This window comes from Desulfobotulus mexicanus, from assembly GCF_006175995.1.
In the GTDB taxonomy this organism is placed as follows: domain Bacteria; phylum Desulfobacterota; class Desulfobacteria; order Desulfobacterales; family ASO4-4; genus Desulfobotulus; species Desulfobotulus mexicanus.
The window spans coordinates 111,502-125,898 of record NZ_VDMB01000005.1 but is presented as its reverse complement, the minus strand read 5'-3'; the positions used below and the strand labels follow the sequence as shown (position 1 = coordinate 125,898).

The window sequence follows — 14,397 nt, the reverse complement described above, 5'->3', positions numbered from 1 at the left end:
TTTTATCCTTTTATTGAAACGGCTATTTCCTGTGCTTTTGTTTTAGCCTTTTCCACCTCATCAAAAACCAGAGCCACGGCCATGCGACGACCCACATGGCTGACGGGCTTGCCGAAGATACGGATAAAGGCATTTTTGTCAAAAGCCCCATCCGGTACATCCAGCACAGGCACAGAAGCCTCGCTGCTGCTTTTGAATGCCGCACTTGCTCCCGGACCGTAAAAAACAAAATCAAGGGGCAAACCTAAAACGGCCCTTACGTGCAGGGCGAACTCGCTCTGGCTCTGGGTAATCAGGGTGACCATACCCGTATCATGGGGACGGGGACTCACTTCACTGAAATAAACGTCCTCGCCTTTTATAAAGCATTCCACGCCAAAAATGCCCCGACCTCCAAGTCCGTCTGTGATGGTTCTTGCCATCATCCGGGCTTTTTCAAGAACATTTCCCGGCATATCCATGGGCTGCCAGCTGAGAACATAGTCCCCGTCTTCCTGATGGTGCCCGATGGGTTCACAAAAAACCGTCTCCTTTTCCGTGCGTGCCGTAAGAAGGGTGATTTCATAATCAAAGGGAATGAATTCTTCCACAATCAGCTCGCTGGCATCTCCCCTGGCCTCTTTTGCATGTTCCCATGCCCGGACCAGTTCCGCTTCGGACCGGATGATACTCTGCCCGTGGCCGGAAGAGCTCATGACGGGTTTGACCACGCAGGGGATACCGATTTCTCCGACTGCTGCCTGCAGTTCCCCAAAGCTTTTCACAAAGCGGTAGGCGCTGGTAAGAAGCCCCAGTTCCTTTGCTGCAAATTCCCGGATATTCTTCCGGTTCATGGTTTTTTTCACGGCTTCGGCATTGGGAATGACATGAAACCCTTCTTTTTCCGCATCTTCAAGGGCTTCAATGCTCAAGGCTTCAATTTCCGGAAGAATAAAGGTGGGCTTCTCCCGACGGATGATTTCCAGAAGGGCATCCCTGTCTTTCATATTCACCACATGGGCGGCATTGGCCACGAGATGGGCCGGAGCATTGGGGTAGCTGTCCACGGCGATGGTTTCAATGCCAAGGCGTGCTGCCTCTATTACCACTTCCTTGCCAAGCTCGCCGCTGCCAAGGAGCATGATTCTGATGCTGTTACTTTTTAAAGGGCTTGTGAATAACATAGGATTCCTTCATATTTTTTCAGGTTGACCGGAGATTGCCTGAAAAGGTTTTTCCGGTTTAAAACCGGAAGCCTTTGCCAGAAAAAGGTCCGGAAAAGACTGGATACGGATATTGTAAATTTCCACACTGTCCGAGTATCCCTGACGCAGCAGGGCAAGATAATTCTCTGTTTTTCGGATTTCCTCGCTGAACTGCTGCACCAGCGCCTGTGTTTTCAGCTCAGGATATGCTTCCACACGGGCAAGGAACTGCCGGGTAACTACCTGTTCTTCCCTGATGATACGGTCTGCGCTGTCCGGATCGCCTTCTTCCGGGGCCGTCCGGGTTCGCAGGGAGGAAACCGCAGTTAGAAGCTCCCTTTCATGCTGCAGGCTTGCCTGAACAATGCTCTGGAGCTGGGGCCAGAGATCAAAACGCTTCTGCAGAATGGTGTCTATGTCGCTCCAGGTTTTTCTGACACGGTTTTTCAGAAAAACAAGGTCATTGTAATGCAGGATAATGGTGTAGACAAGAAGCGTTAAGGGAACGGAGAGGGAAATTTTAAAAAGGGCTCCCGGCGTCAGCCAGCCCAGTCCGGCCCAGAGAATTGTGCATGCAAAGAGAACTGAACCAAGGCCGAAGGATGAAAGAAGAAAGCTCCGTGAAGACATGGAAAGAAGAAGGGCCTCTTCCTTTCTGTGGGTAATGAAAAAGAAATTACTGCTGTCACCCTTCTGCAGGGCAAGGCTGTCACTGCATTTTTCATCCAGACCGGCAAAACCAATGCAATATACGGAAGTCTCCGCTGGCATCCAGCTTTCCCTGTAGCGTCGATTTCCCTCATGCCATGTAGTGTTTTCAGGAAACTCCAGTTCTGCATCCTTTAGCTGAATTTTTACCCGTCCTTCTTCATCCTCCAGCCAGAAATCCGTACAGTCACTGCCGCTGGCAATGGTTTCCCATCTGCTTTTATTGTCGCTGTCCTTTCTTTTTTCTTCAATGCTGTAACTCCAGGCCACGCAATCCATTTTTTTCAGATGACTTTGTATGCAGGGAAGCTCTTCATCCGTCCGGATCAGACCTTTAAGCTCGGCAAGACCGTAGCTGAGACCTTTGGTTTTAGCCGTAGGAATATGCTCTATCAGACGCTTTCTGCGTATGGCTTTAAAGCTTGTGAAAAAAAAGATACCACCCAGAACAATTCCCAGAAAGGTTAAGCCTGAAACCAGCCAGAAGGAATGGAGATAACTGCTGTCCGTGGCTTCCACAAGAGTTTCGGCCCTTTTCTTCTCTTCGGGAAGCAGGCCCACGGGCATGGGAAACATGGTATCTGCCATGGCAAGGAAAAGCCCTCTGTCCGGCCACTGCATGCTGTTTTTTTCCATGAGAAGACGCATGGCATAAAGGTCTGTGCGGGACGCTGGGTCTGGGGCTTTTTCCACAACCCTGTAACGCATCTGATAGAGGGCGGCAGCCTCACTCCAGTCCCGTTTCAACTGATTCATTCCCATGGAGGTGAGTATGGACACAACACCAAGAGACATAAAAAAAACAAAGACCCAGAAACGGTGTACATGCAAAGCAGAAAGCAAAAGGGCAATGGCAAGGGCCACAAGCCCCGAGGCAAGGGAGGTAAGAATGGAGGCCAGCAAAAGATTCTGTCCACCTTCGGCCTGCAGGGAGCTGTCCGTTAAAATGGGCGGTATGCCGGACTGCTTCATGGAAAAGTGGAAGCTGTTTTTATCCCCTGCGTATTCCCCAAGAAGACTTAAAGTCTGCCCTTCTCTGATGGCCCATTCCTTGTAAGTAAGTTTCCCATCCTTTCTGTTCATGCTCATGGAAAGGGAAAAAACCATGCTGCCCGGCCGGTTATTCCAGTCTATCTTCACCTGCCCGGTTTCATCACCAAGGAAAAAATCCGTCCCCCGCTCTCCGCTTTCAAGCACCCGGATTCTGGTTTTATCATCACTGTCCTTGTATTCTTCCTCAAGGCGATACCGGACATAAACCACCTCGCTGCCGGAATATGGGGCCTTTATCAGATGATTATCGGCAAGCACTCTGCCCTGAATGGCATAGGGCCCGTCTGCCAGTGCTTCTACGGGTGTCATGGGAAAGCGGTCGATCTGCCTTGCCTCCCGCATCTGGCCAAAACCCCATTGAAAAAGAAAAAAAGCCACAGCAAAACAGATGGCTGCACCGGAAATTTTCAGTATAAACTTAAAAAAAACCGAGATTGACGACGGATTTCCTGTGTTTTTTTTCATAGGGGAAAAAGCCTTCCTTAAAAAAAGATTATTATTGATATGAAACTTGCTTCTCTTTTCTCCCTAAGCCCTGATGTTCAGGCCGACATCCTCTTTATTCCCTGTATTGATCTTTGGTGTTTCTCCAGTTTTGTCAGAAATAATCCGGAGCCTGAGCTGATAATCTCCCGTTTCCAGATCCACGGGTAAACGGCTGCCGTCAGGAACCATAAGAACCAGAACTTTTCCCCTCATGGGATCTGTCTCCACATTCTCATCCCTGCGATCCTTCCCTTCAAGCAGGGCATTTCTTCTGGATCTTGCCGGACGGACCTTGAGTACTTTTACAGGTACGTCTCCCTGCTGATACCGTGGATGCCCCCTATGACCGGCAGAACTGCTTTCTGCAATTTTTCCAATAATAATTTCCATAATGATTTCCTCCTTTTTTCTTATCTTATCGGTAAAAGAAAGAAAACCTGAATATGTGCACCTTATGGGCGATACAGATCACAGGAATTTAAAAAATTACATTTCTGTACCCAAAATCACAAAAATATCATTTTTTGAAAATAAACGGATGCCAGCGGATTCGAAAAAAAAGATAGCCATTGAATAATAAATCAATTTAACATATCCTTTTTATATAAAAAACAAAAAACACAACAATCAATTAGAAGTCATGGCATACTTTCTGCAAAAAGACCCTTGTTGCAGGCGGATTCTTCCACTTCAGTAAAAAGGCCCCATGGAAAGCCGTGTGAAAAAAAGCGTTTTAAAGCCCTTTTTTAAAGGAGACATATAAATGTGCCGTTTATTTGCAGTAACCAGCGACACCCCCCTTTCCCCCATGAAGGCACTGGAAGCACTGGATGCCATGCGGGAAGGCCATGACGGTTCCGGAGTGGGGCTGTTTATGAGGGATCTGGGTGGCCCCTTTGCCGCCATCAAGGGAGCGCCCATACTTTCAGGGATATTTACGGATGCGGGTCTAAAAAAGCTTGATACCCTGATGATGGACATAGGCTTTATGACCAAATACCGCATGGGCATACAGCTTCCTGAAACACCACCTGCGGGAACGCCGTCAAGGGACATCTACCTGATCCGGGCCTACGATTATCCCAGAGCCTGGGAAAATCTGGCGGAAGAAGAAAAACACCGCCGTCTCCTCAAGGTCAGACTAGAGCTCCGTGAAATGGGTGAAGCCGACGGCGATATGATTGTCTTCTCCTTCTGGCCGGATGTGATCATGATCAAGGAAATAGGAGATCCCCTTACGGTTGGCCGCTATATGGATCTCGACCGCCATGGCATCACAGCCCGCATCATCATGGCCCAGGGCAGACAGAACACCAATTATGCCATCAATCTCTATGCCTGCCATCCCTTTTTTCTGGAAGGCTTTGCCACCATGACCAACGGAGAGAACACCGCCTTCATACCCGTAAAGGAATTTCTGGAATCCCGGGGCTTTGACGGCTATATCGGATTTCAGTCCGACTCCGAGGTCTTTGTGCATATTCTTCACTATATCAGCACCTTTCTGGATCTTCCCTTGGATGCCTACAAACACATTATCACCCCCCTTCCGGATGAGGCGCTAAATTCCCATCCTGACGCATCCGTACTGAGGATACTCAAGCAGAGCTGCAGAAGGCTTATCATTGACGGACCCAACTGCATCATCGGTAATCTTCCGGACGGCACCCTTTTCATGGGTCAGGACAGCAAAAAACTCCGGCCCGGCATTGTGGGTGGCAAGCCCGGCATATGGGCCTTTTCATCGGAAGTCTGTGGTCTGGACACGGTGATCCCGGACAGGGATAAGAGCAAAGATTTTCAACCCATGCACCTCGATATGGCCATGGTGGGCCCGGATCGCAAGGAGGTTAAAGTATGTCGGCAAACGGACAGATTATCCCGTCAAGCTTAAGCATCAGCGATCTGCCCTGGCAGATCCGCTGGAATCAGGACAAATGCACCCTCTGCGGCAGCTGCACCGCCGTATGTCCGGTGAACTCCATAGAGCTGGGTGTATTCCGCAAGCGGGAAATCAAAGCAGGCACAGGATTTGCGGAAAAACCATCCTCCTCCCAGACTATCCGCTACGGCATCCGCCAGAGAACAAGCCCGGCCTATGCCTGCGTGGGCTGTGCCATGTGTTCTTTGGTCTGTCCCAATGACGCCATTGCTCCTGTCCGCAATGATGGCAGTGACAAACTTCGCTATCACATAAATCAGGGGGGACAGCCAAAAAGCAGGGGAGGGCGGCGGAACGACCCGTCAGGCCTTCTGGATCAGATTAAATTCATCCGAATTTCCATGCTCACGGACCCGGCACTTGATGCCGGTCGCCACACCTTTGATGTGAATACCCTGCTGGGCCGGGTGCTGGAACCAAGAGATGCCCTGAAGCACCAGCGGGAGCACGGATGGATGCCGCCTGTGCGGGAAATTTATCCTCTGGTCATCGGTGGCATGAGCTTCGGCGCCCTTTCACCTACCATGTGGGAAGGCCTTCAGATGGGAGTGGCCTACCTCAATGAGGAAATGGGCATGCCCGTGCGGATCTGTACGGGAGAGGGCGGATGCCCGCCAAGGCTTCTGCGCTCCCGTTTCCTCAAATATGTAATTCTCCAGATTGCCTCCGGTTATTTCGGCTGGGATGAGATCATCCACGCCATTCCTGAAATGAAGGAAGACCCCTGCGCCATAGAGATTAAATACGGACAGGGAGCCAAGCCCGGAGATGGAGGACTGCTCATGTGGCACAAGGTCAATAAGCTGATTGCCGCCATCCGCGGTGTGCCGGAAAGGGTCAGCCTGCCAAGCCCTCCCACCCATCAGACCCAGTATTCCATAGAGGAATCCGTGGCCAAGATGATCCAGAGCATGAGCATGGCCTGGGGATTCCGGGTTCCGGTCTATCCCAAGATATCCGCCACATCCACAAGCCTTGCGGTGCTCAACAACCTCACCAGAAATCCCTACGCCGCAGGACTTGCCATTGACGGAGAAGACGGAGGAACCGGGGCCGCCTATAATGTGTCCATGAATCACATGGGACATCCCATCGCTTCCAACCTGCGGGACTGCTACTTAAACCTTGTGAAGGTGGGTAAGCAGAATGAAATTCCCCTTTTTGCAGGGGGCGGTGTAGGCAAAAACGGCAACCTCGCAGCCAATGCCGCAGCCCTCATCATGATGGGCGCTTCCGGAGTGCAGACGGGTAAATATATCATGCAGGCCGCAGCAGGCTGCCTCGGCTCCGAGCAGGACCGTTGCAACATCTGCAACATCGGGCTTTGTCCCAAGGGCATAGCCTCCCAGGACCCGAGAATCTATCGCAGGCTGGATGCGGAGAAGGTGGCGGAACGCGTGGTGGATCTTTATCTGGCCTTTGACATGGAGCTTAGAAAAATTCTTGCCCCCCTGGGCCGCTCCACCTCCCTGCCCATCGGCATGTCCGATGCCCTGGGAATCAATGACTACCATGCCGCCGAACGCCTCGGCATCCGCTATGTGGTGTAGGAGGAAACCATGCATAACTCTAAAACGCTTATCATAGAAGGCAGGGACAGTGAGGGCATCCGCCTGGAATCCCGTCTTCTGGAAGAACACATTCAGGAGGCTGTCAACAAAGGCTTCCGCAATCTGGAAATCCGGGCTGCTGGTCAGCACGGCATAGGCGGAAGACTCTGGAAGGCAGAAGAACCCGTAAGCATACGCATCGAAGGTACTGCGGGCCAGCGCCTTGGGAGCTTTGGCTATCCCAACACAGAAATAGAAGTCATGGGTTCCGCCTCCGAAGACACGGGCTGGCTCAATGCCGGAGCAAACATACTCGTCCATGGCAACGCAGGCAACGGAACCTGCAACGGCATGGCCCAGGGCAAGGTCTGGGTGGCCGGGTCCGTAGGCTCCCGCAGCATGACCATGACCAAACGCAACCCCCGTTTTGAACCGCCCGAACTCTGGGTGCTTGGTTCCGCCGGAGATTTTTTCGGTGAATTCATGGCAGGCGGAAAAGCTGTCATCTGCGGATGGCAGCCCCAGAATCCTGACAATGTTCTGGGACACCGGCCCATGGTCGGCATGGTGGGCGGTCAGGTCTTTTTCCGGGGGCCCATGGACGGGTTCAGTCAGGCCGATGCCCGCATGGTTCCCATTGAAGAAGAAGACTGGATCTGGCTGAAAAAGGGCCTTTCGGATTTTCTTCTTAAAATTCAAAAACCCGAACTCTACGACACCCTAAGCGTACGGGAAGACTGGCAGTGCCTTGTAGCCCGCTCTCCCATGGAAAAACGGGAGACGGAGCGTGGCTCCATGAGGGATTTCCGCAAAGGCATCTGGGATAAAGAGCTGGGAAAGGGCGGGCTCATCGGTGATCTGACAGATCTGGACATGAGTCCCATCCCCCTGATTACCAGGGGAGAACTGCGGCGATTTGTGCCCGTATGGGAGAACCGGAAATACAAAGCCCCCTGTGAAGGAACCTGCCCCACGGGTATTCCAGTGCAGCAGCGCTGGCAGCTGATAAGAGAAGGACGCATGGACGAGGCCGTGGATATGGCCTTAAGCTACACGCCCTTTCCCGCAACGGTCTGTGGCTACCTCTGTCCCAATCCCTGCATGGAAGCCTGCACCCGAAACAGTGCCTTTATGGCCCCTGTGGATATCAAGCCACTGGGAAAAGCTTCCCTTGCCGCTTTCACCCCGGTATTCCCTGCCATAAAGGGCAGAAAGGTGGCCGTTGTCGGTGGCGGACCTGCGGGTATTTCCGTGGCCTGGCAGCTCCGCTCCAAAGGGCATGAGGTGGTGATTCTGGACAAAAGCGAGGTGCTGGGCGGAAAAATGCGCTCTGTGATTCCGGAATCCCGCATTCCACAGGAAGTGCTGACAAAGGAGCTGGAAAGGGTTGCTGAAGTAATACCCCACATACACCTCAAACAGTCCCTTACCCGAAAGGATGTGGAGCGGCTGAAAAGCGACCACGACCACATCATTATAGCCACCGGCGCATCCAGCCCCAGACGCCTTATGGTGGATGGCGGGGAGCGGCAGGTCACTTCCCTTGATTTTCTGGAACAGGCCAAAGCCAATGCCATAAAACCCGGAAAAAATGTGGTGATTATCGGCGCGGGCAATGTGGGCTGCGATGTGGCAACAGAAGCAAAGCGCCTCGGTGCGGAAAACATCACCCTCATAGACATACAAAAACCCGCCGCCTTTGGTGTGGAAAAGGAAGATGCGGAAAAAGCCGGTGCCGTCTTCCGCTGGCCCTGCTTCACCAAAGCCCTCACTAAAGAAGGCGTGCTGCTTGAAAACGGTGAGCTGATTCCGGCGGACACCATTGTAACCTCCATAGGGGACATGGCTGTTCTGGATTTTCTGCCGGAAAGTGTGGTGGTAGAAAAGGGTCGGATCCGGGTCAATGAATACGGCCAGACCACGGATGCTCAAATCTTTGCCATAGGCGACATGGTGGGGCAGGGCCTGATCACCGATGCCATCGGTGCTGGACGCAGAACGGCCCAGGCCATCTGCGACATGGCCGAAGGCAGGCTTCCGGAAATGGATGCAAGGGAAATACTGAAGCTGGAAAGGGTGCATCTGGAATATTTTGATCCCCGCATTCCACCCAAGGAAGATCTGGGCGGCTGCGGTTCCCAGTGCGCTTCCTGCGGCAACTGCAGGGACTGCGGTATCTGTGTGGAGCTGTGCCCCGGAGGAGCCATTTCCAGAAAAGACCTTGGAAAAAACAGCTTTTCCTATGAAGTGGACGCAGAGCGCTGCATTGCCTGCGGATTCTGCGCCGGTGCCTGCCCCTGCGGCATCTGGGACCTGCATCCGGCCGTACCCGTTGGATAGGAGTGGGAAGTGGGATTTTTTTCCTTCCTAGATAAAAAGGTTCTTTATGGAACCCTCACCCAAGGGCAGGCACAGGGGCCTGCCCCTACAAAACAGGGGCTGCACAATTCATTCGCAGGTGCACCTACCTCTTTATGGTGTTGAGGCCGGTCGTGGGTATTGTCGTTAAGGACTTTAAGGTCATTAAGGACTTTAAAGAGCATTTGAACACCCTCAAAACTACATTTTTGCAACTCAACAGGCTTGATAAAAATTGTGGGTAAAGCCCAGCCCAGAGGAAGAGAGGCCGGGGTCTTGCCCGGCACACAGGCCAAAAACGGGTTTTGTCCAATGTGCTGAAAGCCTGTTGGCCTGAGTGCCGGGGGTGAGGAGGCTCATAAACAAACCAGAACTCAAAAAAACAGTGCTAAGGGACACGAAAGTTGTCAATATACCTTTTTAAATTTGGTGTTTCACTTCAAAGAGGGAGTTTGAACTCCATAAACGGTATATCGATGTTTTTCAACGCCCTAAGCAAATAAGGTTTTTCATTATGGTATCAATCACTCTGCCTGTATTTTTATTTTGTGAAAAATGGCGCATTTTTCCTTCGGGGATCACTTCGCCGTTTCCATGCAAGGGGGTTCAATGAAAGCGATTCTGGCCCTGGAAGACGGCCGCATTTTTCCCTGCACAAGCTTTACCGGAGCAGGAGAAACAGGCGGCGAAGTTGTGTTCAACACCAGCATGACCGGCTATCAGGAAGTTCTCACCGATCCATCCTACAGGGGACAGATGGTCACCATGACCTGTCCCCTCATGGGCAACTACGGTGTCAACCCTGAAGATGTGGAATCCGACCGCATTCAGGTGGCGGCCTTCATTGTCAGGGAATATCAGGATTTTTACAGCAACCACAGGGCCACATCATCCCTTGCGGCATATCTGAAATCCCAGGATGTCATGGGCATAGAAGGTCTGGACACCCGTGCCCTTACCCGGCACCTCCGGGAAAAAGGTGCCATGCGTGCCGTCATTTCCACTCTGGAAACGGATACTGCTAAACTTGTGGAAAAGGCAAAAGCCCTGCCATCCATGGCTGGCCGGGATCTGGTAAGGGAGGTTTCCACAGAAATACCCTACTTCTGGCGGGACGGACGGCGCATTTCCCTGGGGCCTTCGGCAGAACTCAATGAAAACATATGGAAGAAAAACAAAAACCATACGGTGGCAGCCTTTGACTTCGGAATAAAATACAATATTCTCCGTTCTCTGGAAACGGCAGGCTTTGAGGTGCTGGTTCTTCCCGCCACCACATCCGCCTCCACGGTCAAGGCCCTGAATCCCGACGGTATTTTCCTTTCCAACGGCCCCGGAGACCCCGAACCCGTAAGCTATGCAGTCAGCACCATCAGGGAGCTGACCGGCTTTAAACCCATCTTTGGTATCTGCCTTGGCAACCAGCTTTTAGGCCTTGCCATGGGGGGCAAAACCTTCAAACTTAAATTCGGGCACAGGGGTGGCAATCAGGCCGTGCGCAACGAGGCCACAAAGCGTGTGGAAATCACCAGCCAGAACCATGGCTTTGCCGTGGACCTGAGCACACTGGACCCTTCCCTTGTCACCGTCACCCACGTTAATCTCAATGACGGTACTTTGGAAGGCTTCCGGCACAACACCCTTCCCATATTCACGGTGCAGTACCATCCCGAAGCCTCACCCGGTCCCCATGACGCCCATTATCTGTTTAATGATTTTTCTGAAATGGTGGCGGAGAACAAAAACAAAAGGGGTCAGACCCCTTTTGTGGGTATAAAAGGGGTCTGACCCCTTTTGTGGGTATAAAAGGGGTCTGACCCCTTTTGTTTGTTGCTTTTGTTGCTTTTTTCTTTATACGGAGAAGACACTTCCATGCCAAAACGGACGGATATCCATAAAATAATGATTATCGGTGCAGGCCCCATCATCATCAGCCAGGCCTGCGAATTTGACTACTCCGGAACCCAGGCCTGCAAAGCCCTGAGGGAAGAGGGCTATGAAGTGGTGCTGGTCAATTCCAACCCAGCCACCATCATGACGGACCCGGAAACCGCAGACCGCACCTACATTGAGCCAGTAACACCTGAATCCGTGGCCCGCATCATTGAAAGGGAAAGGCCGGATGCCCTTCTGCCCACCCTTGGAGGCCAGACCGGACTCAACACAGCCATAAGCCTTGCCCGCATGGGCGTTCTCGAAAAGTACAAGGTAGAGATGATAGGTGCCTCCATAGATGCCATTGAAAAGGCCGAAGACAGGGAGCGATTCCGGGATGCCATGAATAAAATCGGCCTTCGCATTCCAAAGAGCGGCTTTGCCCATAACATGGATGAGGTCCGGATCATCGGAGAAGAAATCGGCTTTCCCATCATCGTACGCCCCAGCTTCACCCTTGGCGGCACTGGCGGCGGTGTTGCCTACCACATGGAGGAGCTGGAGCTGATGGCAAGGGTAGGACTGGATGCCAGCCACATCACCCAGGTCATGCTGGAAGAATCCGTTCTCGGATGGAAGGAATACGAGCTGGAGGTGGTGCGGGACAGGGCCGACAATGTGGTAATTATATGCTCCATAGAAAATATTGATCCCATGGGGATTCATACGGGGGATTCCATTACCGTTGCCCCGGCCCAGACCCTTTCCGACCGGGAATATCAGGTGATGCGGGATGCGGCCATTGCCATTATCCGTGAAATCGGCGTGGATACGGGCGGCTCCAATGTTCAGTTTGCCGTGAATCCTGAAAACGGGGAAATGATCATCGTAGAGATGAACCCCAGGGTTTCCCGAAGCTCGGCTCTGGCATCCAAGGCCACGGGCTACCCCATTGCCAAAATCGCCGCCAAGCTGGCCGTGGGCTATACCCTGGATGAGCTGAAAAACGATATCACCGGTGAAACACTGGCCGCCTTTGAGCCAAGCCTTGATTATTGTGTGGTGAAAATTCCCCGCTGGACCTTTGAAAAATTTCCGGAAAGCCCGGATGTGCTCACAACGGCCATGAAAAGCGTTGGGGAAACCATGGCCATAGGCCGTACCTTCAGAGAAGCCCTGCAAAAAGCCCTGCGTAGCCTTGAGATTGGTCGCTTTGGCCTTGGTGCCGACGGTCGGGATATCGAGGATCTCGAAGGAAGAAAACCCGGTCAGGCGGAAATATATCACAAACTTGCCACCCCCAACTCCCGCCGTCTTTTCTATATCCGGGAAGCTTTCCGCCAGAAAATGAGCGTGGAAGCCATCCATGAGCTGACCTCCATAGACCCATGGTTTCTCCACCAGATCCGTGTGCTTGTTTCCTTTGAGGATACCATCCGCAGGGCCGGAGAAAAAATGGACAAAGACCTTCTTCTGCAGGCCAAGCAAATGGGTTTTTCCGATGTGCAGATCGCATGGCTTACGGGAAGTACTGAAAAAAAGATCTCGGAAAAACGCAAAGAACTTGGCCTTGCTCCGGTCTTCAAGCTTGTGGACACCTGTGCTGCGGAGTTCAGGGCAGCCACACCCTATTACTATTCCACTTGGGAAGAAGAATGCGAGGCCAGGGTATCGGACAAAAAAAAGGTGATGATTCTGGGCGGCGGACCCAACCGCATCGGGCAGGGCATTGAGTTCGACTACTGCTGTGTGCATGCGGCCTTTGCCCTGCGGGAGATGGGTGTTGAATCCATAATGGTGAACTCCAACCCGGAAACCGTTTCCACGGATTATGATACCTCGGATAAACTCTACTTCGAGCCCCTGACCAGAGAAGATGTGCTGCACATCATTGAAAAGGAAAAGCCCGACGGAGTTATCGTGCAGTTCGGCGGGCAGACCCCCCTCAACCTCTCCGAAGCCCTCCATGCCGAAGGCGTTCCCATTCTGGGAACCCAGCCCGAAAGCATAGACATGGCCGAAGACCGGGAGCTTTTTCAGGCCATGTTGCATAAACTGGGCCTGCGTCAGCCCGCCAACGGGACGGCCAGCTCCGTGGAAGCTGCCCTGAAGGTGGCACAGAAGATAGGCTATCCCGTGGTGGTACGGCCTTCCTATGTACTGGGGGGAAGGGCCATGAAGATAGTCTATGACGATGATTCCCTGCTTTCCTTTACCCGGCTTGCCATGGAAGCCTCACCGGGTCATCCTGTGCTGATAGATAAATTTGTTTCCGATGCCGTGGAGCTGGATGTGGATGCCATCAGCGACGGAGAAACCACCATCATCGGTGGCATCATGGAGCATATCGAGGAAGCAGGTGTCCACTCCGGAGACTCCGCTTGCGTGCTGCCGCCCTACAGTATCGGCGAAAAGATGCTGGAAGAGGTGAGTGCCGCAACCAAGGCCATGGCAAAGGAGCTGAAGGTGGTGGGGCTTATGAACGTTCAGTACGCCATACAGGGCCAAGAACTCTTCGTGCTGGAGGTAAACCCCAGAGCTTCCCGCACCATTCCCTTTGTGAGTAAGGCCACGGGTGTTCCTCTGGCAAAACTTGCCACAAGGGTTATGATGGGTGAAAAGCTTTCCGGTATGGGGCTGACGGAAAAACTTACTCCAGGGCATTACTCCGTCAAGGAAGTGGTACTGCCCTTTGACCGCTTCCCCGAATCCGATACCCTGCTGGGGCCTGAAATGAAATCCACGGGCGAAGTTATGGGCATTGATATGGATCTGGGTATGGCCTTTGCTAAGGCCATGCACGGTGTGGGTCAGAAAATCCCCTTATCCGGCTGTGTTTTCATCAGTGTTAAAGATGCTGACAAAGCAGCAGCCCTGAGGCTTGCCAAGGAATTTGCCGCCTTAGGCTTTTCCATTGCCGCAACCAGAGGCACATCCACCTGGTTTAAGGAAAATGGCGTTGAAAACCGCATGATCAAAAAGGTTTCCATCGGCAGACCCCATGTGGTGGATGCCATCAAAAACGGAGAAATCCAGCTCATTGTGAACACAGCCAGCAACGATACCCGTATTCAGGAAGACGGATACCGCATCCGAAGGGCAGCCCTGCAGTACCGTGTTCCCTATACCACCACCATGGCAGGGGCAAGGTCCATCCGCCATGCTGTATCCGTTCTGCAGCAAGGTGCGCCGGATGTACGCAGTCTGCAGGAGTACCATTCCTGATACCCCTCTCCCCCAG

Annotated in this window: 8 protein-coding genes; 5 read left to right on the top strand and 3 right to left on the bottom strand. The window is 52.5% G+C overall.

Annotation, left to right across the window (positions count from 1 at the left end; genetic code table 11):
* Positions 1–2 precede the first annotated feature (2 nt).
* The 3 genes from purT to FIM25_RS05890 all read right to left on the bottom strand — a co-directional run bounded on the left by purT (position 3) and on the right by FIM25_RS05890 (position 3,821).
* Positions 3–1,163: a formate-dependent phosphoribosylglycinamide formyltransferase gene (gene purT / locus FIM25_RS05900; protein WP_139447275.1), complete on the bottom strand. Its 1,161-nt coding sequence runs from the start codon at positions 1,161–1,163 to the stop codon at positions 3–5.
* Between the two features lie 9 nt (positions 1,164–1,172).
* Positions 1,173–3,410, bottom strand: a complete 2,238-nt coding sequence (locus FIM25_RS05895; RefSeq protein ID WP_139447273.1) for a LemA family protein — start codon at positions 3,408–3,410, stop codon at positions 1,173–1,175.
* 63 nt (positions 3,411–3,473) lie between these two features.
* Entirely contained in the window at positions 3,474–3,821 is a 348-nt protein-coding gene (locus FIM25_RS05890; RefSeq protein ID WP_139447271.1) for a hypothetical protein, read from the bottom strand.
* Between the two features lie 373 nt (positions 3,822–4,194).
* Here FIM25_RS05890 and FIM25_RS05885 point away from each other — a divergent pair, with 373 nt between their 5' ends.
* From FIM25_RS05885 to carB, 5 genes are all read left to right on the top strand, one after another.
* Positions 4,195–5,325, top strand: coding sequence for a class II glutamine amidotransferase domain-containing protein (locus FIM25_RS05885; RefSeq protein ID WP_139447269.1), 1,131 nt, complete (start codon positions 4,195–4,197; stop codon positions 5,323–5,325).
* The gene (locus tag FIM25_RS05880) at positions 5,289–6,923 is read left to right on the top strand and encodes a glutamate synthase-related protein (RefSeq protein ID WP_139447267.1); all 1,635 of its coding nucleotides are present in this window, start codon (positions 5,289–5,291) and stop codon (positions 6,921–6,923) included. Before FIM25_RS05885 ends, FIM25_RS05880 begins: the two co-directional genes overlap by 37 nt.
* A gap of 9 nt (positions 6,924–6,932) precedes the next feature.
* The gene (locus FIM25_RS05875) at positions 6,933–9,263 is read left to right on the top strand and encodes an FAD-dependent oxidoreductase (RefSeq protein ID WP_139447265.1); all 2,331 of its coding nucleotides are present in this window, start codon (positions 6,933–6,935) and stop codon (positions 9,261–9,263) included.
* Between the two features lie 627 nt (positions 9,264–9,890).
* Positions 9,891–11,069 carry a glutamine-hydrolyzing carbamoyl-phosphate synthase small subunit gene (gene carA, locus FIM25_RS05870; RefSeq protein ID WP_139447263.1) on the top strand — a complete coding sequence of 393 codons (1,179 nt, stop codon included), beginning with the start codon at positions 9,891–9,893 and terminating at the stop codon, positions 11,067–11,069.
* Positions 11,070–11,153: 84 nt separating this feature from the next.
* The gene (carB, locus tag FIM25_RS05865; protein ID WP_139447261.1) at positions 11,154–14,381 is read left to right on the top strand and encodes a carbamoyl-phosphate synthase large subunit; all 3,228 of its coding nucleotides are present in this window, start codon (positions 11,154–11,156) and stop codon (positions 14,379–14,381) included.
* Positions 14,382–14,397 lie beyond the last annotated feature (16 nt).